At 43.0% G+C, this 19,617-nt stretch carries 23 protein-coding genes; 4 read left to right on the forward strand and 19 right to left on the reverse strand.

Annotation, left to right across the window (positions count from 1 at the left end; all coding sequences use genetic code 11):
• Window positions 1-225 precede the first annotated feature (225 nt).
• The 3 genes from BMW59_RS02580 to BMW59_RS21510 all read right to left on the reverse strand — a co-directional run bounded on the left by BMW59_RS02580 (window position 226) and on the right by BMW59_RS21510 (window position 1,380).
• On the reverse strand, window positions 226-741 hold the full coding sequence (locus tag BMW59_RS02580) for a GNAT family N-acetyltransferase (RefSeq protein WP_093047464.1): 516 nt from the start codon (window positions 739-741) through the stop codon (window positions 226-228).
• 54 nt (window positions 742-795) lie between these two features.
• Window positions 796-1,137: a hypothetical protein gene (locus BMW59_RS21505; RefSeq protein ID WP_093047465.1), complete on the reverse strand. Its 342-nt coding sequence runs from the start codon at window positions 1,135-1,137 to the stop codon at window positions 796-798.
• A 69-nt stretch (window positions 1,138-1,206) separates the two neighbouring features.
• Complete coding sequence (locus BMW59_RS21510) at window positions 1,207-1,380, reverse strand: hypothetical protein (RefSeq protein WP_177174163.1); 174 nt, start codon at window positions 1,378-1,380, stop codon at window positions 1,207-1,209.
• Between the two features lie 204 nt (window positions 1,381-1,584).
• Here BMW59_RS21510 and BMW59_RS02590 point away from each other — a divergent pair, with 204 nt between their 5' ends.
• Window positions 1,585-2,475 carry an SDR family oxidoreductase gene (locus BMW59_RS02590; RefSeq protein WP_093047707.1) on the forward strand — a complete coding sequence of 297 codons (891 nt, stop codon included), beginning with the start codon at window positions 1,585-1,587 and terminating at the stop codon, window positions 2,473-2,475.
• Window positions 2,476-2,841: 366 nt separating this feature from the next.
• Here the strand turns inward: BMW59_RS02590 and BMW59_RS02595 are convergent, their stop codons facing one another.
• From BMW59_RS02595 to BMW59_RS02605, 3 genes are all read right to left on the reverse strand, one after another.
• Window positions 2,842-3,453: a DUF421 domain-containing protein gene (locus BMW59_RS02595; protein ID WP_093047466.1), complete on the reverse strand. Its 612-nt coding sequence runs from the start codon at window positions 3,451-3,453 to the stop codon at window positions 2,842-2,844.
• A gap of 147 nt (window positions 3,454-3,600) precedes the next feature.
• Complete coding sequence (locus BMW59_RS02600) at window positions 3,601-4,443, reverse strand: manganese catalase (RefSeq protein WP_093047467.1); 843 nt, start codon at window positions 4,441-4,443, stop codon at window positions 3,601-3,603.
• An 81-nt stretch (window positions 4,444-4,524) separates the two neighbouring features.
• The gene (locus BMW59_RS02605) at window positions 4,525-5,043 is read right to left on the reverse strand and encodes a GrpB family protein (RefSeq protein WP_093047468.1); all 519 of its coding nucleotides are present in this window, start codon (window positions 5,041-5,043) and stop codon (window positions 4,525-4,527) included.
• Window positions 5,044-5,337: 294 nt separating this feature from the next.
• On the opposite strand from BMW59_RS02605, the gene BMW59_RS02610 reads away from it, so the two are divergent.
• Window positions 5,338-5,808, forward strand: coding sequence for a GNAT family N-acetyltransferase (locus tag BMW59_RS02610; protein WP_093047469.1), 471 nt, complete (start codon window positions 5,338-5,340; stop codon window positions 5,806-5,808).
• Between the two features lie 469 nt (window positions 5,809-6,277).
• On the opposite strand, the gene BMW59_RS22475 is transcribed toward BMW59_RS02610, so the two are convergent.
• The 7 genes from BMW59_RS22475 to BMW59_RS02645 all read right to left on the reverse strand — a co-directional run bounded on the left by BMW59_RS22475 (window position 6,278) and on the right by BMW59_RS02645 (window position 11,506).
• Window positions 6,278-6,463, reverse strand: a complete 186-nt coding sequence (locus BMW59_RS22475) for an avidin-fold protein (RefSeq protein ID WP_093047470.1) — start codon at window positions 6,461-6,463, stop codon at window positions 6,278-6,280.
• Between the two features lie 59 nt (window positions 6,464-6,522).
• Window positions 6,523-6,978, reverse strand: coding sequence for a DinB family protein (locus BMW59_RS02620; RefSeq protein ID WP_093047471.1), 456 nt, complete (start codon window positions 6,976-6,978; stop codon window positions 6,523-6,525).
• 20 nt (window positions 6,979-6,998) lie between these two features.
• Window positions 6,999-7,388, reverse strand: a complete 390-nt coding sequence (locus BMW59_RS02625; RefSeq protein WP_245732921.1) for a VOC family protein — start codon at window positions 7,386-7,388, stop codon at window positions 6,999-7,001.
• 179 nt (window positions 7,389-7,567) lie between these two features.
• Complete coding sequence (locus tag BMW59_RS02630; protein ID WP_093047473.1) at window positions 7,568-8,125, reverse strand: class D sortase; 558 nt, start codon at window positions 8,123-8,125, stop codon at window positions 7,568-7,570.
• Between the two features lie 194 nt (window positions 8,126-8,319).
• Window positions 8,320-9,471, reverse strand: coding sequence for a lactate 2-monooxygenase (locus tag BMW59_RS02635; RefSeq protein ID WP_093047474.1), 1,152 nt, complete (start codon window positions 9,469-9,471; stop codon window positions 8,320-8,322).
• Window positions 9,472-9,581: 110 nt separating this feature from the next.
• Entirely contained in the window at window positions 9,582-10,028 is a 447-nt protein-coding gene (locus tag BMW59_RS02640) for a hypothetical protein (RefSeq protein ID WP_093047475.1), read from the reverse strand.
• A gap of 626 nt (window positions 10,029-10,654) precedes the next feature.
• Window positions 10,655-11,506 carry an alpha/beta fold hydrolase gene (locus tag BMW59_RS02645; RefSeq protein WP_093047476.1) on the reverse strand — a complete coding sequence of 284 codons (852 nt, stop codon included), beginning with the start codon at window positions 11,504-11,506 and terminating at the stop codon, window positions 10,655-10,657.
• 325 nt (window positions 11,507-11,831) lie between these two features.
• Between BMW59_RS02645 and BMW59_RS02650 the strand changes: the two genes are divergently transcribed.
• Entirely contained in the window at window positions 11,832-12,779 is a 948-nt protein-coding gene (locus BMW59_RS02650) for a DUF6612 family protein (RefSeq protein WP_093047477.1), read from the forward strand.
• Window positions 12,780-12,936: 157 nt separating this feature from the next.
• Here the strand turns inward: BMW59_RS02650 and BMW59_RS02655 are convergent, their stop codons facing one another.
• The 5 genes from BMW59_RS02655 to BMW59_RS02675 all read right to left on the reverse strand — a co-directional run bounded on the left by BMW59_RS02655 (window position 12,937) and on the right by BMW59_RS02675 (window position 17,602).
• Entirely contained in the window at window positions 12,937-14,124 is a 1,188-nt protein-coding gene (locus BMW59_RS02655; RefSeq protein ID WP_093047478.1) for a GTP-binding protein, read from the reverse strand.
• Window positions 14,125-14,142: 18 nt separating this feature from the next.
• Window positions 14,143-14,565, reverse strand: a complete 423-nt coding sequence (gene sufU / locus BMW59_RS02660) for a Fe-S cluster assembly sulfur transfer protein SufU (protein WP_093047708.1) — start codon at window positions 14,563-14,565, stop codon at window positions 14,143-14,145.
• A 458-nt stretch (window positions 14,566-15,023) separates the two neighbouring features.
• Entirely contained in the window at window positions 15,024-16,202 is a 1,179-nt protein-coding gene (locus BMW59_RS02665) for a GTP-binding protein (RefSeq protein ID WP_093047479.1), read from the reverse strand.
• A gap of 118 nt (window positions 16,203-16,320) precedes the next feature.
• A complete protein-coding gene (gene rpsN / locus BMW59_RS02670; protein WP_093047480.1) occupies window positions 16,321-16,590 on the reverse strand; it encodes a 30S ribosomal protein S14 in 270 nt (89 codons plus the stop codon).
• Window positions 16,591-16,612: 22 nt separating this feature from the next.
• Window positions 16,613-17,602 (reverse strand): CobW family GTP-binding protein, encoded by a 990-nt coding sequence (locus BMW59_RS02675; RefSeq protein WP_093047481.1) that lies wholly within the window; start codon window positions 17,600-17,602, stop codon window positions 16,613-16,615.
• A gap of 281 nt (window positions 17,603-17,883) precedes the next feature.
• Here BMW59_RS02675 and BMW59_RS02680 point away from each other — a divergent pair, with 281 nt between their 5' ends.
• The gene (locus BMW59_RS02680; RefSeq protein WP_093047482.1) at window positions 17,884-18,249 is read left to right on the forward strand and encodes a hypothetical protein; all 366 of its coding nucleotides are present in this window, start codon (window positions 17,884-17,886) and stop codon (window positions 18,247-18,249) included.
• A gap of 36 nt (window positions 18,250-18,285) precedes the next feature.
• Here BMW59_RS02680 and BMW59_RS02685 read toward each other — a convergent pair whose 3' ends face one another.
• On the reverse strand, window positions 18,286-19,605 hold the full coding sequence (locus BMW59_RS02685) for a short-chain fatty acid transporter (RefSeq protein ID WP_093047483.1): 1,320 nt from the start codon (window positions 19,603-19,605) through the stop codon (window positions 18,286-18,288).
• Window positions 19,606-19,617: the final 12 nt, after the last annotated feature.

Consider the following 19,617-nt stretch of genomic DNA (forward strand, 5'->3'; position numbering starts at 1 on the left):
TAGCCGTGACTCAGTAGACCTTATTTTCGGGTTATGACCCTCTCGGTAATGGCTGCTAGTCAAGTCCATATTTATGTGTAAAAGTGATACAACAGTTTAAAACCATACAGTATAGATTAACTTTATGAGAAGGGGAGCCCCCGCGGGGGCTCCTTGAATTTATCCAGTCACTTTATTCGCTCCGGTAAGACCCTATCTGAAAATTACCTGAACCCCCTTTTTTGATTAACCGTCGCCGGGCCAAATATAGTGAATAAACTGCATCTTCTGTCCATTCATTTCAAACATCTTATCATCTGTTGACACGAGCTTGAAACCGTTTCTTTCCAGAATCTTTTGGGATCCTATATTGTCAGTTGTTGTCTTTGCTTTAATTTTTTTAATCCCTTTGTCAGTCATCATATTAAGAAATAACCCCAGTGCCTTAGTGGCAATTCCTTTTCCAGCCTGCGCTTGTCCTATTCTGTAACCAAGATATCCAATAGTAGACTGTTCACTTATATCTGCAAGGTTTATTCGCCCTAAAATAAAACCACGGGTATCTTTAATAAGATAATAATAAGAAACACCTTTCGAATGTTCCTCTAGTAACGAGGTATGCCGCTTAATAAATGTTTCAAATTCATAGTAATCGTCTCCCCTGCCTGGGATCATAGTTTCAAAATAAGTCCTGTTTTTGCCCTCAAATTCAAATAATTTTTCAGCATCAGACTGTTTTAGTTTTTCAATCGCAATGTTCATATTGATAGCCTCACTTCAGTTTTTTCAGTGCCTTAACCCCCCTGGTGCTCTGACTTACCCCAATGGCAGTCTCTTAATTCTTCTATCGCACCTAAATATAAGCTTTTCACCACTCCCCCCTGATTTTTTGCCGCTGAAAATGTCAGTAAATTGTGTTGATTTTAGTTTATCACACACTGGAGAAAGACCCTTAAGCATCAAGCTAAAAAAACGAGCCGCTATAAGCTCGTTTGATCGTGGTAATGCAATTTTGGGGGAGTTTTTTCTAAGTTTTAGGAGCAGTCCACCGTCTTTAGGGTAGATAAGCCTCTTTTTTTCCTTTGTTAACGTTCTCCCTCTCCTTTGGGCATTTGTCCGCCCTTCTTTTTTTCTCTTCCCAAGCTCACACCTCTTCACTAATGCACTAGCTGTAACCCGCCTTCCCCTTCTAGCCTCTCGCCGCCGATGTCTTTCACCCTCAGCTCATTACAATACAGGATAGTACTGGTCATACCTGGGATTAGCATAATAAGGCGGGCGGGGTCCAATTAAAGGCATTTCCCAAGTAAAAGGATTGTCATTATAAAGCATATCAACCGTTTCTTCTGATTCATTTACTAACAAAAGCCTGACTTCAGGACTGTAAGTTTCTTCTGGCAAATTAATCCTCTCCTCTTTTCAAATCATTCATTATACGTTATTCACTCTCAATCTATTTGCGCCCGTCTCCCCCTAGCCTTTTTACATCAGGCAGGCACAGACGTGAGCGTCAGCCCATAGGCTATGTAAGAGTTTGATAAGGAGGGACGACACGTGAAACAAGATGATAAACAGAGCCAGCCGGATTCAGGCAGGCCTTATCCTATGTACCCTAACTATGGAAAAATTACGAAGTATAAAGATATTCCCCTCAGTGTTCCGGAACAGCGGCAGCTTCGGCAGCCGGGCTTAGAGCGGCTGATGGAGCCGCGTCCAATTATCGAAAACCCCCACTATAAAGGGAGCGGAAAACTGGCTGGCAAAACAGCGTTAATTACCGGTGGTGACAGCGGTATAGGGGCGGCAGCAGCCATTGCCTTCGCCAAGGAAGGCGCTGATGTCGCCATTGCCTACCTTGATGAGCATGAGGATGCGGAAAGAACGAAGAAGCGGATCGAAGAACTTGGCCAGAAAGCTCTCCTGATGCCAGGTGATCTGCGGGAAAAAGAACAAGCTGTTGGAATTGTAAAAGAAACGGTAGACAAATTCGGCCGGCTGGATACTTTATGTAATCACGTCGGTATTCAGTTCCAGCAATTAAGTCTGCTTGATATCACCGATGAGCAATTTGATGATACGTTTAAAGTAAATATTTACTCGCACTTTTACACGACCCGGGCTGCTCTTCCATATATGGAGGCCGGCAGTTCAATTATCAATACGGCATCAATCGTCCCTTATGCAGGCGAAAAACAAATGATCGATTACACGGCCACTAAAGCAGCAAACGTCGGTTTTACGCGCGCGCTTGCCAACAATGTTATCGATCAGGGGATTCGGGTAAACGCCATCGCACCGGGACGTACTTGGACCCCTCTTATTCCGGCAAGCTTTTCAGAAGACCAGGTAGCTGTTTTCGGAGCCTTTAACCCGATGGAACGGATGGCCCAGCCGTTTGAAATGGCGCCTACTTTCGTTTATCTTGCTTCAGACGACTCCCGCTTTGTTACCGGTCAGACACTCCACGTAAATGGCGGCGAATGGGTTTCATCTTAATATGACCTTTAGAGGGGCCACTTAGCAAGAGACACAGTCTGGCGCCCTCTTTTTCCTGCAATAGTATTAATTTACATAATATTATTATTGTTAATAAAATCCGTATCCGTCATGGACTGTCTGGCGGTTCAATTATTATTGTATTCAGGTTTAAGAGGGCAGAATTATTTACAAGATACGCCTCAAACCGGTTTCAGCCTTTATCCACTGGTTATTCAAATAATTAATTCGAGTTATTCCGGCACTGACCGGGCTCATATTCGGTTTCGTACTTCTGGACAGCCTTGCTTCCTTTAAATATATAAAAGAACAGCAATAATTTGAGAGCAGCAACTCGCCGAATTCATATTCATAGGCTTTTTGGAGTTAATTCATATCTTCAGGTACATTTTTTGCATGGGTACCTTCATTTACTTCCTGAAAGATATTCCCCGGATTATCCGGTTGTACTACTTGCTTATTCACGTGTGGGTAAGGAAGCTTCAGTTCAATCAGATCAATAATAGCCTGGATGTCCTGCTCAGTTGCATAACGCAACCCCGGTTTCAAGGTGTAACCTATCTCACCATTTGTTTCCATTGTCGCCCACTGGACATCTTCAATGCGCTGGACGTTATTTTGGCGAAGACGCATTTCCAGTTTATCTACAGGAAGCCTTAATTTTTTGAGGTTCTCCTTTTTCACTTGTCCGTTTTCAATTACAACAATCGCATGACCACTGAAAAAACGCTCCATAAAATCTGCTTTCATTTGTATGTATTCTATAGCCAGGAGAGTTGAAACAAGTAGTGCGGCAATAAGAAAAGTGACCCAAATGTTCTGCTCACTTACAGGCTGAATAAGTATCGTCCCAATTGAAATCATTAGCACAGTCTGAGCAACGGTCATTTGCGAGATTGATTTTCGTCCGGCAAGCCGGAGAATGACTGATCCTGCCAGAACGATTAGTACTGCTTTCCACACCCATTCGAGATCCATTTTCGGACACCCCTTCCTAAATTTTCTTATACGTGTAGGGTGCAACCAGCCTGGACAGAGTATACATGTCAATCAGCCACGCTCACCTTCACACGATCTGACATACGCAAATCTAAAAACCCATTCAAAGTGAATGGGCCTCTCTGATTACTCTTCTTTTTTCTTCGGGCGAATCCATGGAGGCGTATTGAAAATATAGTCAGGTGCAGGGGACAATTTCGGCTTATCCCCGTAAGCCACCCCCTGAGGGTAATATTTGAATTCCCCAAGTCCATCCATGCTCCTGCCTGATGCCCATCTTCCTCTTCTGCTTTCCTCTCCTTCAGATAAATTATAAAAGTCATACGCGACTTCCTGTTTTTCAAGCTCTCTTGGGAATATGCTCGGTACGACGATATTTTCCTGAGCCTCCAGTTCGGCTATTGCTGCTTTCCACATGTTCTGATGCATCGTGTCCCGTGCAATTAAAAATGACAGCATATCCTTTACAGCAGGATCATTTGTTGCCTTATATAACCTTGTCACCTGAAGACGGCCTTGTGATTCGGCATTCAGGTTCGCCCTGAAATCAGCAAGCAGATTGCCGCTCGCAATAATATAATCAGCTGTCCAGCTGTTGCCGTTAATATCTGCAGGCATCGCACCCAGCCCTGCCACTATCGCGTGCTGCGGGTTCATTCCCCCAAGAACGGCACCTACTATAGGGTCCTTAGCCGCTGTTTCCTGGTCGCCTACTGGCGCATTATCAAGGAGCCTCGCAATCATAGTTGCCAGCATTTCGACGTGTGCCAGTTCCTCTGTCCCCACATCCATTAATAAATCCCGATACTTTGCGTCTGCCCGGCTGTTCCACCCTTGAAATAAATATTGAAGAGAAACTGAAATTTCCCCGAACTGGCCACCTAATGCTTCCTGGAGCTGCCTGGCAAAAATCGGATCAGGCCTGCTTGGCTTCGCGTGATACTGAAGTTCTTTCATATGGAAAAACACCGGCTTATCCCTCCCCTGTTGAATCGCACTCCCTTAATCATTTTATAAATAGAGGAGGTTGGCCTATTCCGAAATCCGCATTTATTTTTTAACAGCCCATTCGTTTGCTTTTTCTGCTAACCTTGAAACATACTCCTGCTTTCCTGCCTGATACTTCTGATGGTCGAGAGGAAACTGCTTAGCTAATGTCACTTTTAAGTCTCCGTATTTTTTTGCTTCATCAGGATGGGCGGATAAATAGTCCCTGAAAGCGAGGTGGGAGTCTATTTGGCCATTTCCTTTCTTAAAAATGTGGACATGATGGCTTCTGTTATCATCTCCTTTTTGGAAAAACCTGCGTCCAGAAATACCATACTCTCCTTTCGGCTCATACCCCGCTTCACGCATTCGGTCATTATAAACGTCCACCTTTGTTAGATCCTTAACGCCAATTAAAATATCGATGACCGGTTTAGCAAAACCGATGGCAGGAACGGAGGTACTTCCAATGTGATAAATCTCTTCCATTTCCTCTTTAAAAATCATTTCCAGTACTTTTTTCTCTTTTAAAAATAGCGTGTTCCATTCTTCTGACCACGCTTGGATATTGGTTTTTCTCATCTTGTGTCTCTCCTTTCAAGTAAAGCAAACGGTTTCTAAAGGAAATTGGATTCCTTTGCAGATCACTATTACGAAGGGAACTAAATTAATTTTTGACCGGAAAAAGGTACAAACTTTTCATACTGCTTTTTAGCTGTCCTCTGGCTTTCAGTCTTATCAACTGTCATGGTCAATTTTAGAAATTTAAAGTCGTACCAGCATGGTTTTTTTCAAAAAGCGGCGAAAAGTCCGCAGCTTCGGGAAAGGCGTTTTAATGCCCTGTCATCTGCAAACCCATTTAAGGAGGGAAAATAATTGCCTATCAGATTAGCCGAACCTAAAGATATCAAACAATTAGTGAAAATGAGGTGGGACTTTACACTTGAAACGTCTCACAACCGTTCCGTCATTAAAGAAGCATCCTACTGTCAATTTGAAAATGAATGTGAAGACTTTCTAATAAAAGCGCTGGAAAGCCGCCAATGGGCCATCTGGGTAGCGGAGTCGGAGGGCCAAATCATTTCTCATATTTACATAGAATTAGTAGAAAAAGTGCCACGACCTGGAAGAATCACCCGTCCTTTTGCTTTTATGACAAACGTGTATACGCTGCCTGATTATAGAGGAGAAGGTGTCGGAAGCCAGCTGCTTTCCTGTGTTAATGACTGGGCAAAGCAAAACCGTTACGAGTTTATTATCGTTTGGCCGAGTGAAGAGAGTATTCCTTATTATAAGAAAAATGGCTACAGTCATGCCGCAGAACCAATGGAATATTTCCCGCTTTGAAAGTTGGAAAAGTAAGTTTAAATAGTGAACATAAGGAGAAGAAATATGTAAATGTTTATTTAACTTTTTTAACGAGGTGTTAAAATGACTGTCGTTTTATTCATTTTATTTAATGCGCTCCATCTGATAGCAGCCTTTGCCATAAAACGTTATTTCGCACACTTATCCACACCAGTTGTTGCAGTGGCATATATTGTTTTGGCTGCGAGTCTTCTCAATTTCGGCTCCATGTTTTTAAGGGTGTATGTTTAACTGTGACCACCTGTTAAAAATCTTTACATCCCGTTTTGTTCACATAAAATCCTGATATAATAGGAAAGGAGGCTTCCACGGCACCAATGAGGGGAAAATTTGTTTCTCATTAATTGAAAATTGAAGAAAGACTCCCCTAATGTCGTTGAATCCCCACATAATGAGCGTTTGGAACCTAGTTGCAGGATTTTATGATGCTAGTTAAAAACTCACTCTATCAAAATATCGTATAATTTACATCCACGTCCTCTATGGAACCATCCTTTTGGACAATCCCAATTAACCTGCTTTCTGTAATTTCTCCCCCTGAATATTCAGCAGTGAGAATATTTGTATCTTGTCTGTAATGGAAGTAAGCGGAGGACGAGACCTCACCGTTTTCTGCGTTTGACTTCGGAAACAAATGTCCTACTGTTATAATTAATCATGAAATCACTTTCTTGAAAGTTTAGAATGGATTGCTTAATTATCTATTTTTAGTTTCTTTTGAATTTGTTTAAGATGGTGCGTGTCATGTTTAACAAAGATCTTTATAAAACTTTCCCCTGAAAACTGCCGCTTTCCTTTTCCGATCGTAAATTTTACGTCTTTTCCAAGTCGGGAAAGATTGTCAGCCAATTCTTTTCTCGTGTTAGTAAATAAATCAATAATAAAGTGCGGGGAGTAGTCTGTTACAGATAATATTGCTTGCTGGTTATGCTGATCGTGGTCAGGAAAGGGAGGCAACACAGCACCTTTCGACATTTCAGGGACCATTTCTTCCAGATTATATTTATCCCAGTAATAGAGATGTGCCACAATGTCCCTGATTGACCACTTCTCTTCTTCAACAGGTTCCATAAACAGTGAACTATGTATTTCTTTTAATTGTGATACCTTATCTATAGTTTTTTCGAATTCCAGCAGCGTTTTACTCATAGTTACCTCCTCAAAATAAGTTAAAGATTCTCATAAATCTCTATAAGAGCGCCATCAGGGTCTCTGAAATGGGCGACTTTGATTCCCCATGCAGCCTGTGCTACAGGTTTAGTGACGAACATGACTTTTTCTTTAAGTTCGTTATATTTATCCTCCACACTTTTCACTTTAAAAATGAGAGCCGTCCTGTCTATGTGCGGGTCGTCAGGAGAAAAGCGGGTCCCCGCTGCTTCAGCCATTTGCTTCCGTTCAAATAACCCTAATGAGACAGTCCCTACTCTGAATTGACCATATAACGAATTTTCATCTCCCCATGAGACTTCAAATCCTAAAACATCCCTGTAGAACAGGAAACTTTCCTTATAATTATCTGTCAGAAGTCGCGTATGAGTCAGTTCCAAAACGATCATCTCTCCCTTCAACTAAGATACACTTATTATAACAGAACAGGCGTTCTGCACGAATGAAAATTCTAATAATTTCTTTTATAAAAAAACAGCCCCCGCTAAGGAGCTTGTTTTTTATTTGTATTCTTATGAGCATCCTGTTTTACCTTTTTAATTACCCAGGTGCTTTTAGTGTGTTTGATTTATTCACTTGTCTCTACCAGTGAACCCTGCATAATATATCTGTCAGGGGCGGGGCCAATAAAGTCGAAGGGGTAACAAGTAGTAAGAGTAAGGGTTGGTTCCTCTTTTTCGACAATAACGGTGCGGTCTTCCGCATCGGTAATCCAGATATCTTCAATTTCGTAAGTGTACTCCACTCCTGAATAAGTCACTGTCATTGTGTCACCAATTTCAAGGTCTCCCATTTCCGTAAACACTGTATCACGGTGGCCGCTAAGTACTGTATGTCCGCCTTGATCGGGAGCCGTCGTCCACTGGCTGACATGCATCCCGACACCCTGGTCCAGACTTTCATCCTCTGTTCCCCAGTACGTCAGATACTTTTTTCCAGTTCCAGGTATCACCAGATCGGCGACATAGTCTCCTGCAGAAAGGTCCCCTTCTTTTACTTGGGAAGGAGGATCAGTCTCTGCATCAATCGCAACAACACCCTCCGTCCCGCTCCACCATTGATAGAAAAACCAGCCGGAAAAAGCAAGGGCAAGAACCATTGTCGTTTTTAACAGTAGATTAATCATTTTCCAAACACTCCTAAATAAGGACTAATCGTTTTATTTCGGCACTTAAGCGTTTCCAGATTAATAGCTTAATTCTATCATATGGAAAACGTGTTTGCCTATTTGTCTATCGGCAGTCTCCTCTTTTCCCAATAGATTATAAAAGGGTGCCCGCGCGGCACCCTTTTTTCAGGAAGTTTTAAAAGATTAGAGCACTACACTCTCTTAAGGGCTTTCGATCTGAGCTCCTGAATGGACGATCGGCCTGAGAGTCCCATCGTCAAATCAAAATCGGCAAGAAGATTTCTCAGCACCTGTTTAACTCCGTCCTCACCTGCAAGAGCTAGTCCATACATGTAAGGCCGCCCCACTAGAACTGCTGAAGCACCAAGAGCCAAAGCTTTAACCATATCGGATCCTCTTCGGATGCCGCTGTCCATTAACACGGGGACTTTCCCATCAACCGCTTCAGCTATTTCAGGGAGGACATCAATTGCCGGCACAACACTTCCTACTTGTCTTCCTCCGTGGTTACTGACAATAATTCCGTCCATTCCATGCTGTAAAGCCTGTTTAGCGTCGTCAGGATGGAGAATTCCCTTTAACACGATCGGCAGTGTTGTCTGGGATTTCAGAAATTCCAGGTCCTCCCATGTCAAAGAAGGATCGCCGAAAATACCTGCCCAAAGCTTTATGGCTTCTTTCATATCCTCTTCCGGCGGTTTTTCAAGACGGGAACGGAACACCGGATCGTGCAAATAGTTTCCAATTCCTTCTCCTTGCAGAAAAGGCAGGTAAGTATTTTCTATATCTTTTTCACGCCAGCCCAGCATCGTGGTGTCGAGGGTCACCACAATCGCCTTATACCCGGCAGCCTCCGCTCGTTTAACCATGCTTGCTGCAATTTCCCTGTCCTTGCTCCAATAAAGCTGGAACCAGTGATTATCCGTTTCTGCAGCTTCCATCGTTTTTTCCAGTGGAGAAGTTGCCGCTGTGCTGGAGATAAACGGAATACCCATTTCAGAAGCGGCTCTGATACTTGCAAGCTCTCCTTCAGGATGAATAATTGACTGGACGCCAATTGGGGCACACAGTAACGGGAAAGGAATCCTGCTTCCAAACAGCTCAACACTTAAATCTCTTTCAGAAGTGTCCCGCAGCATGCGCGGAACAATCTCATACTTTTCAAAAGCGAAGGTGTTTCTCCGCGCATCAGTTGGAGAGCCGGCAGAGGCAGCTACATAATAATACGCTTTTTCCTCCAGATTCTTTTTTGCTTCCAATTCCAGTTCTTCAAAAGACACAGGGATAATGTTCTCTTCCATATGCTGGTACACTTTTAACTGTACATCGTTTCCAAAACCCATTCGTTCACTTCCCCTCTTCCAATTAATAGAACTTTCTGTCAACTCTAACACCATATATTGGAAGATTCAAGACTATTTTAAAAAGATGGATTTTTTGAAAGGGCGGGGAATTATAAGAACCTGAACTTACGCACCAATAATAAATAAAAGAAAGTCAGCATAATTCCGGCCAAATAGGTCAGGGAAGTATAAAACAAATTCCAGTTATTAAGATAAATGACTTTGCCAAACGTCACAGCAGTAAACTCAAGGGCTACTCCCCCGCTAATTGAAAAAATTAACAAGACCCAGTCTTTTATGATGTTCCTTATCTTAATGTAAGCAAATAAACATGCAAGCATGGGGAAATATCCGATGTTAATTGGAAGTGTCGCCCACGAAGCATTTTCTAGAAAAGGAGTCACCATCCAAAAGACTTCCTGCCCCAAGTCATTAATTAAAAAGGCCAGCGCAATTCCAAAAGGGACAAACAATAAGACTATTTTCGGGACTCGTTTATATAGATAAATGAGTATGACCCAGGGAATGACTGTTCCTAAAATAATATTCACTAACATGGTCCGTTTCACTCCTTTACGTTTAGCATAAACATAAAGAAGCGGAATTATATATTATAGGAGCAGGATGTGGGGTTTAAATGATTGATGACTTGCTGGCGTTGGTGCTTCTGCGTGTCGTTTGCTTGCTCTTCGCAGGTAAAGAGTGCTATCCCCGTAGCACCAACTTGCATGCCGACACTCACTTCCTCATTCATACTCTCACTTACTCGCTTTTTCTTCCTGATACGTTTGTTGGTGCTACACTCGTTGCACCTACCCGTCTGTCGACACTCCCTTCCTCACTCATACTCTCGTTTACTCGCTTTTTCTTCCTAATACATCTGTTGGTGCTACCGCCGTTGCACCTACCGCTCTCCACCTCCTTACTTACTCACTCTGGCTCTCACTTACTCGCTTTTTCTTCCTGATACGTTTGTTGGTGCTACACGCGTTGCACCTACCGGACTTTCAACACTCTCTTCCTCACCCATACTCTTGCTTACTCGCTTTTTCTTCCTGATACATTTGTTGGTGCTTCTGCGCCGCGTTCGCTTGCTCGTCGCAGATAAAGATTGCTACCCCCGCTGCACCAACCCGCCTGCACCCTTTCCTGCCAACCAAAAAAAGGCCCGTTTAACGGACCTTTATTTTAGAAAATCGAGAATGTGGCGGTTTACGATGTCTGGCTGTTCGTGATTTACCCAGTGGGTGGCTTCTCCCACAAAGACGAGATCGCCGTCAGTCAGGAAATCGAGACTGGTCTTAGCGGTTTCCGTACTGAGGAACTGGTCGCCGATCCCCCATATGATCTTAGTTTTTACGCTTATTTTATCCTTCGGAATGTCGGCATACCAGATAGCCCGGTACCAGTTGAGCATAGCTTGGAGACTGCCTTTTTGCGACCATGCTTCCGTGTATCTTTCAAGATCGGTCGCTGAAAACGTCCCTGGCTGGCTTGAAGCCTTAAGAGCTTCGCGCATCTGTTTATAGCCGTCTGTGGCAAAGAGTGATTCCGGTACTTTTGGAATCTGGAAAAATAACATATATGAACTTTTAAGCCACTGTGGCGGGTAGCGGCGCATTGTTTTTTCCATTGCCCCGGGATGGGGAATATTGATGGCAATCAGTTTGTCGACGTATTCCGGTTTGGTGGCGGTCAAATACCAGGCGACCGCCCCGCCCCAGTCGTGCCCGGCAATGACTGCTTTGTTTTTTCCGAATGCTTCTATAAGGCCGGTAATGTCATCGCGCAGTTTGTCAATTGTATAATTCTTTACCCCTTCAGGTTTCTCGCTTAAATTATAGCCTCGTTGATCGGGCACGACTACTCTGTAGCCAGCATTTACAAGCGGTTCAATTTGGTTTTTCCACCCGTACCAGAATTCCGGAAATCCGTGCAGCAAGACTGCAAGCGGTCCGTCCTCGGGCCCTGCTACAGCGGTATGCAGGGTGATACCATTTGTGTCCACAAACTGAAAATCGATATCTACAGTCATTTGCAACCTCTCCTTATCCCTATTATGCCTTTTTCTTCTTTAAAAATTAGAAAATGTCCTGTCAGAAAAGCCCCTTCCCCTTTATTTTGGTTGTAAACCCCAGTTTCATTAGCGCTTTACCCCTTTAACATCCCGTACCATCTCATCTGTTTATTTTACGGCTTTTCACAGGTCTCCTAATCGACATAAGAATTGGTAAAAACCATAATTTTTCCAAAAATATGTTTATTAAGCAACCGAGCAAGGAATATACTAATAGATTTCCAAAAGGAGGGCTGTAAGTCTTTTTTTTCCAAAATTAATTCTTAAGACAGGAGTGATCATTTTGACGAAGAACAAGAAATTAACTGGAATGTCTGCATTATATTTATCAGTATTATTAATCGGTGCTAACAGTGTTGTGGCTAACGATGAGATGACAGCCGGGGATGTTCTGGACCGTTCGAATGAAGCGATGGACAGTCTCGAGAGCTTTTCAAGCACTACTGAACTTTATCAGCTTATTTCTGATGACGTATCAGGAGAGATGGAATTTAACTCGGAAATAGAACAGGATGTCATTGTCGATCCTTTCAAAATGCGCCAGGTCACAACAACAATTATGCCGGATGGCGAAACTGAGACTTTAACTTCCTACATGTCTGAAGAAGGTTATTTTATGGAAGATCACGATGGCGGCTGGATAAAAATTGCGGATGGAACCGACGTTATGGATGCTATGACCTATCATCCAAATGATCAGGTAGAAGAATTAGAAGGTTATTATGATGATCTGACCCTTTCAGAAGAAGATAACTATTATGTCATTACATATGACGGAGACGGCGAGGAACTGACGGCGATCATGGAACAGGCAATGAGTGATTTAAGCGACGAAGATATGGATATGATGGAAGGAATGATGGGCGATATCCAAGTCAATGATTTCTCTTATGAGCTCTTCATAGATATGGACACCTATTATTTATCCAATATGAACCTTCATCTTGATATGGATATTCAGGCAGAAGGTGAGTCTGCCAGTATTGAACAGATGATGGAAATGTCCTTCCATAATTTTGACAGGGTAGAAGATTTCAATATCCCGAAAGAAGCGCTTGAAGACGCACAAGATGTAGAAGAAATTATTGAAAAAGAATTAGAAGAGGCAGAAGAAGGCGGGGAACTTCCTGAGACGGCAACAAATAATCCGATGATGGCTGCCGGTGCCCTGGCACTTGCTCTTGCAGCTGGCGGAATGTTAGTCGTACGCCGCCGCACGCACAACGTCTAAAGTAATGAACGGGAGACAGCTGATGCTGTCTCCCTTGATTTTTTAATCTTGCTACCCTGTTACAAGTATATAGTTAACTATTCTTCTCTTACAAAGTAAGCAGAGGCCAGCAGGTGACTGGCAAACCCTCTTTTGAGAGTGATCCTTTTTACGAGTTTTAATTTTTAACTTTTTCTTCAACAAACGGGTTTGGAAGAGAGCTCCAGTCTGAATCAAACTCCTCAGGTGTCAGCAGACAATTATCAAGTTGAGCTTCAATTTCTTTAGGATCCATCCTTACTCCGCTCACTGCAAATTCCGTTTTCCTGTCTCCGAATTCCAGATCCCACTCTTCCTTTAACTTGCTGTTCGTTTTTAAGTACTGCATTTGTTCCTGTTCAGGGAGTTCAGCTACCCAATAAGCTACTGGGTTCATTGATATTGAAGGACCGGCTTGAGAGAAAATTAATGCATAATGGTTATGAGTGGCGCACCAGATAATCCCTTTCGCTCTCACTATTTCTTTCGGCATATCATTTACCCATTGAGCCAGCCTTTCTGAACTGAATGGCAGCCTCCGCCTGTAGACAAAGCTCGATATTCCGTACTCTTCAGTCTCAGGTGTATGTGCTCCGGCTGCCAGTTCTTTAATCCATCCTGCGGAACTGCTTGCTTTTTCAAAATCAAACCTGCTGCGGTTTAACAGATCGGCCGTATCTATTTGGCCGTATGTGGTTTGAATAAACTCGGCATCCGGCTGGAGTTTCCTGAGAACTTTTTCCAGTTGTATTAATTTCTGCTTTGAAATCATATTTTTTTTGTTAATCACAAGCACATTGCAAAACTCAATCTGATCAATAAGCAAATCGACGACTTCCCGGTTATCATCTTCTCCAGCCGCCTGGGAACGGTCGATCAGAGTCTCTCCAGAAGAGAAATCTTCCCAGAATCTGTAAGCATCGACCACCGTCACCATATTATTCAGGTAGCAAAATTGGGTTAAATCGATACCTGTCTCCTCATCAGTGTAAGAAAATGTCTGAGCAACAGGAACAGGTTCACTGATTCCTGTGGATTCTATGACGATATGATCAATATTCCCTTTTTTCACAAGTGTTTCTACTTCTTGAAGCAAGTCTTCTCTTAGCGTGCAGCAAATGCATCCATTTGACATCTCTACCAGCTTTTCATCAGTACGTTTAAAACCACCCTGTTCAACAAGATCCGCATCTACATTGATTTCACTCATGTCATTAACAATGACCGCGACACGATAGTCTTCTCTGTTCGCTAGTATATGATTTAAAATGGTTGTTTTACCCGCTCCTAAATAGCCGCTTAATACTGTAACAGGTATCTTTGTCATCTATCATTCTCCTCACTATCAGTATCGTTTAGAAAAAGCTTTGTCCAAAGCTTGCCAAGGCATGAGCGCACAGTTATGGCGGGCCCTCAATTTGTGGACTCCTTCTAAGGAAAGGGCATCTCCTAAATCAATGGAATCGTCAGGACGCTCTCCGCTTCGAATAAGCTTTTCCATTGCTTCCCGCTTTTCGTGAACTTCTTTTTTCGTTTTCCCGCGCACCAGTTCCGTCATAATAGAACAGGAAGCCATGCTGATGCTGCATCCTTCCCCTATAAAACTTATATCTTCAATTTTTCCGTACTCGTCCATTTTCCAGTACAGGGTCATCACATCTCCACAGGTGGGATTTTTATAATGGGTATGTTCACCTTCAAGTTTACGGTTGTTCCGTCTATTCTTTGCGTGCTCCATAATGAGCTGGCGGTAAAGGTCCTGAAGCATCATTTAACCTCCTCCTTCTCATTTCTATTTGTCAAAGCAGTAATGAATAAATAGAGCTGAGTGCATGGAGGACACTCAGCTTCTATTTTCAACTTTAAGGGGACCAAACAAGGGGGATGGTATGCCCTTAATTCAGTTGGCAGACGGCTTTCATGTCAAATTCTTCAGGAGGTTCGAGGTATGAATCATTGACACCAAGCACTGGGTGATGAGCAAGCCGTCAGTAAAACAAATCGTAATAATTACGATTTATACTGTGATAATATCGTAATTATTACGATTTGTCAAAAAAAATTAAAAGTTAAATGAACTTCACCTGCTCGCTAAGCGGCAAGCGCCCATCTGCGCCTTGAAATCACTAATTTCATCATCAAAAAGGCCGAACAACATTCTTAAAACGTTGTTCGGCTTCCTTTAAGGTTACTATTCTTTTGTTTCAGCCTCGGAACATATGCCGTTCAAGCAAAAGCAGGAAGCGGGTCATGGATGGCCTGCCAGTCTCCAGTCATTTCTTCCTCCGTTAACAGACATTTATCCAGTGCCTCTTCAATTTCTCTCTGATCCAGTTTTATCCCTATAAATACAAGCTCGGTCATTCGGTCTCCAAATGAAGGGTCCCAGCGTTCTTTAAGATCCGGGTCTTCATTCATAAGACGCAGCCTCTCCTCCTCCGGATATACGGCTACCCACTCGCCAGCAGCTTCAATCATCAGAGACGATCCGGCCTGTGACAGAAGCCCTGCCGTGTTATTTCTCGAAGCGAGCCAGAAGAATCCTTTCGCACGCACAATTTCCGACGGCCAATTCTCCAGCCAGGCCATCCACCGTTCCGGATGGAAAGGCCTTTTTCTTTTATAAACAAAGGAGCTGATGCCGTATTCCTCTGTTTCTGGGATATGTTCTTCATTTAGTTCCTTAATCCAGCCTGCACCCTGGCTTACTTTCTCAAAATTAAAGGCCTCTGTATTGATGACTTTATTTAATGGGACATGGGAGTATACTGTTTCTATAATCTGAGCATCGCCATTAAGTTTTCTTAAGAGGCCTCTTAACTTTTCCAATTCACCTGTTTTCACTAGGTCAGTTTTATTAAGAAGAATTACATTGGCAAACTCTATTTGATCAATTAATAAATCAACTACTTCTCTCAAGTCTTCTTCATCGTCTGTCTGTTTACGGTCCAAAAGGCTTTCGCCTGAGCCGTAATCATCCCAGAAACGATTCGCGTCTACTACGGTTACCATCGTATCCAGTTTACAAAGTTCAGGTAAGTTAATACCGAGTTCTTCATCCATGTATGTGAATGACTGGGCGACAGGGATAGGCTCAGAAATTCCTGTTGATTCAATCACTATATAATCAATGTCTCCAGCCTGCACGAGTTTTTCCACTTCAATTATAAGGTCTTCCCTCAATGTGCAGCAGATACACCCGTTTTGCATTTGAACCAGCTTTTCATCCGTCCGTGAAAAGCCTCCCTGTTTGATCATCGACGCGTCGATATTCACTTCACTCATGTCGTTCACGATGACAGCAACTTTCATGTTCTCCCTGTTTTGGAGAATATGGTTTAATAACGTCGTTTTCCCTGAACCTAAGTAGCCGCTTAACACTGTAACGGGTATTTTTCTGTTCATTTGGACACTCCTTAGTCTTTTTCTTTTCACTCATAAAGACAGCTGAGTGCAATTACACTCAGCTGTCTTTTATATTAAGGGGGGAACACACTTTAGCAGGTGATTCGTCTATCCGCTATTACCAGCTTGATTTTTTAACGCCCGGCAGCTGGCCATTATGTGCCAGTTCGCGGAATTTGATACGGGAAAGTTCAAATTTACGCATATAACCCCGCGGACGTCCACTGACTTTACAGCGGTTATTTAATCGTGTAGGAGAAGAGTTGCGGGGAAGTTTTGCCAGTGCAGCATAGTCCCCTTTCTCTTTAAGTTCGCGTCTTTTTTCAGCGTATTGTTCTACCATTCGTTCACGTTTAAGCTGGCGTGCCACCATTGATTTTTTTGCCATTAATTTATACCTCCTAATATTTTCATTCTGTTAAACAAGCTTCAAATTCTCTTTGAAACAGATCTTGATCAAGCCCTTTACCTATAATTACAAATTGGCTTTTACGCTCCTCGTCTGCCGTCCAAGGTGCTCCTGCTTTCCCGGCAAACAGCATATGAATGCCTTGAAAAATAATACGTTTATTAAATCCATCAACATTCAGAATGCCTTTATACCTGTACATTTGCTCACCTTTATTATCTACAAGATCCCCGAACCACTTTTCAAACTCTTTTATATCCACTGCCTTTTGGCTTTGCAGCACAATGGACGATATCTCATGGTCGTGGTGGTGATGGTGAGAATGATCCATAAATCCAGGTTCAATCCTCAGTTTTTCTTCAATATCAAATGTAAATTGATTGAGCAGTTCAGCTGCACTGACTTCCCCATCACTCGTAACGTGTACTGGGGCTGCAGGATTAAAACTCGCAAGCATGCCTTTTACTTTAGCGCGTCTCTCACTGTTTACTAAGCCAGCCTTATTTAAAACAAATTTATCAGCAAAAGCAACCTGTTTACGGACTTCTTCATGCTCTTGTACCTGCTTTAAAAAATGGTAACTGTCAATGACTGTGACGACCGTATCGAGATGGTAAATCTCTGAAAGCTCAGGATCGACCAAAAAAGACTGTACAACAGGAGCAGGTTCCGCAAGCCCTGACGTTTCGATCAGGACCCGGTCAAAAGGCTCATGTCCCTGTTCTTCCACCGCCTGTATAAGTGCATACAGCGTATTTATTAAATCCGTTCTTATTTTACAGCACAAACAGCCGTTATTTAATTCAAAAATCTCTTCTTGTGCGCCAATGACCAGCTGCTGGTCGATGCCTGCATCCCCAAATTCATTGACAATCACTGCTATGCGTTCCTCTTGCTTATCAGCTAAAATGGCATTCAGCAGCGTAGTCTTACCGGAACCGAGAAACCCAGTTAATATAGAGACGGGTATGCGAGGTGCTTGAAAGCTCATATATACCACCTGCCAATTACATAAACCGTAATTTTTACGATTTGTATTGTGATCATATCGTAATAATTACGGTTTGTCAAAGGGTAAATTCAGACAAGGAAGCAGCTGTTTCCCTTAAGGTGAGAAAACTGGAAAGAATTTTCCCTGATCTGCCTGGCTTCTTTTGTTTTTTTAAAAAAATAGTTATCTCACTCTTTACTTTTTTGTATCTAATATGATTAAATGATTAATAAATCGAAACGATTACGATTATTGCCTTTTTTTTGAGAGGAGACATTAGTATGAGCCATCAACGGTATGAATTTGCCCGTCGTAAATGCATTGCCAGTTTGCCGGAAAACGTGAAACGCCTGTTTCAATTTGTAGAATCTAAAGAGTTAACTCTGGCTGATGAGGCATTGTCTGAGAATCATTATATCCAGCTGCTTCAACAGCATTCACCGGTGCTGGAAGCTGCCGACAAATTTAAAATGGAGCCGGCTGAGGTTTATACAGCGGTTCAACGAATTGAACGGTATTTAGAAGACCGTGCCGCTTCTTATGAAAATAAGCTGAAATTCTTCGATATGACCGAAGAACTCCAGCTTCATGGTTTATGCCAGTGCAATGATAATGTTAAATATTATTATTTTTACGATAACAATTAAAGGCTCAGAGGCTTCTTCCCTCTGAGCCTTTACCAGTTAAAGAAGCATAAGCCCCAAGCCTATGACCACTCCGCTTAAGACGAGGACCCACACACAGAAGCCCATAATATCCCGGGCATTTAAACCGGCGATGGCTAGAGCCGGAAGCGCCCAGAACGGTTGAATCATATTTGTCCACGCGTCTCCCCATGCCACTGCCATGGCGGTTCTGGCTGCACTGACACCGAGCTCCTGTCCTGCAGAAAGCATAATTGGCGCCTGAACTGCCCACTGTCCGCCCCCTGAAGGCACAAAGAAATTGACGATCCCTGCGCTTATAAAAGCAAAGAGAGGGAAGGTAAACTCATTAGAGACCGAAACAAACCACTCTGAAAACTGGACGACTAAGCCGGATGCGACCATCATTCCCATAATTCCCGCGTAAAAAGGAAATTGAATAATAATTCCCCCGGCATTCTTCACCGCCGCTGAAACACTTGCTAAGTAGTTTCTCGGTGTCATATGGAACAGAATTCCCAGGAAAAGGAAAATAAAGTTCACAATGTTCAGGTTTAAGTCAAAACCGTTGGTTATCAGATAATATAAAATAAATGCTAACCCGAGGAATCCGGTAATCATGGACAAAATGACACTGTTTTCCATTCTTTCCGCAGGCGTTTGTCCGCTCTTCGGTTTTGTTCCTCCCATTTCAGCAGAATCATCAAGTAATTTCGGATCCACGTGCACTGCGTCTTTCGAATTTATCATCAGCCAGTTCAGTATAGGGACAGAAACAAACAAGGCAGCTACGATAATTAAATTAAAAGGAGCAAAAATCGTATCGCCTGTTGAAACGAGCCCAATAATATCTTCAGAGAAATGGCCATCTGTCGCTATTGTCAACGGAATAGAGCCTGCCAATCCGCCGTGCCAGACGATAAATCCACTGTAAGCGCTTGCAATTAGCAGCCGGTAATCCACATTAGTAACACGCTTAGCCAGTTCTTTGGCGAACAGGGCGCCAATGACGAGCCCGAAGCCCCAGTTTATCCAGCTCGCAGTGAGCCCAACGAGAGTGACCAGGACAATCGCCTGGCCTGGGGTTCCGGCAAGCGCCGCTATCTTTTGCAGCCCCTTTTTAAAGACAGCACTGCTTGCAAGCACATAGCCGGTGACCAGTACGAGGACCATTTGCATAGCAAACGCCAGCAAGTCCCAGAACCCTTCGCCCCAATAGGCCACCATTTCCACCGGGCTGCTCGGAGTGAGAGCCAGACCCAATAGAAAAACAACAAGTGTCAGTATGATGACAAATAAAAACGGATCAGGCAAAAAACGTTGCATTAACTTCGTTGATAAATTTGTAAGCGTTTTCAAATAAATGTCTCC

Source organism: Salipaludibacillus aurantiacus (assembly GCF_900111295.1).
GTDB classification, from domain to species: domain Bacteria; phylum Bacillota; class Bacilli; order Bacillales; family Salisediminibacteriaceae; genus Salipaludibacillus; species Salipaludibacillus aurantiacus.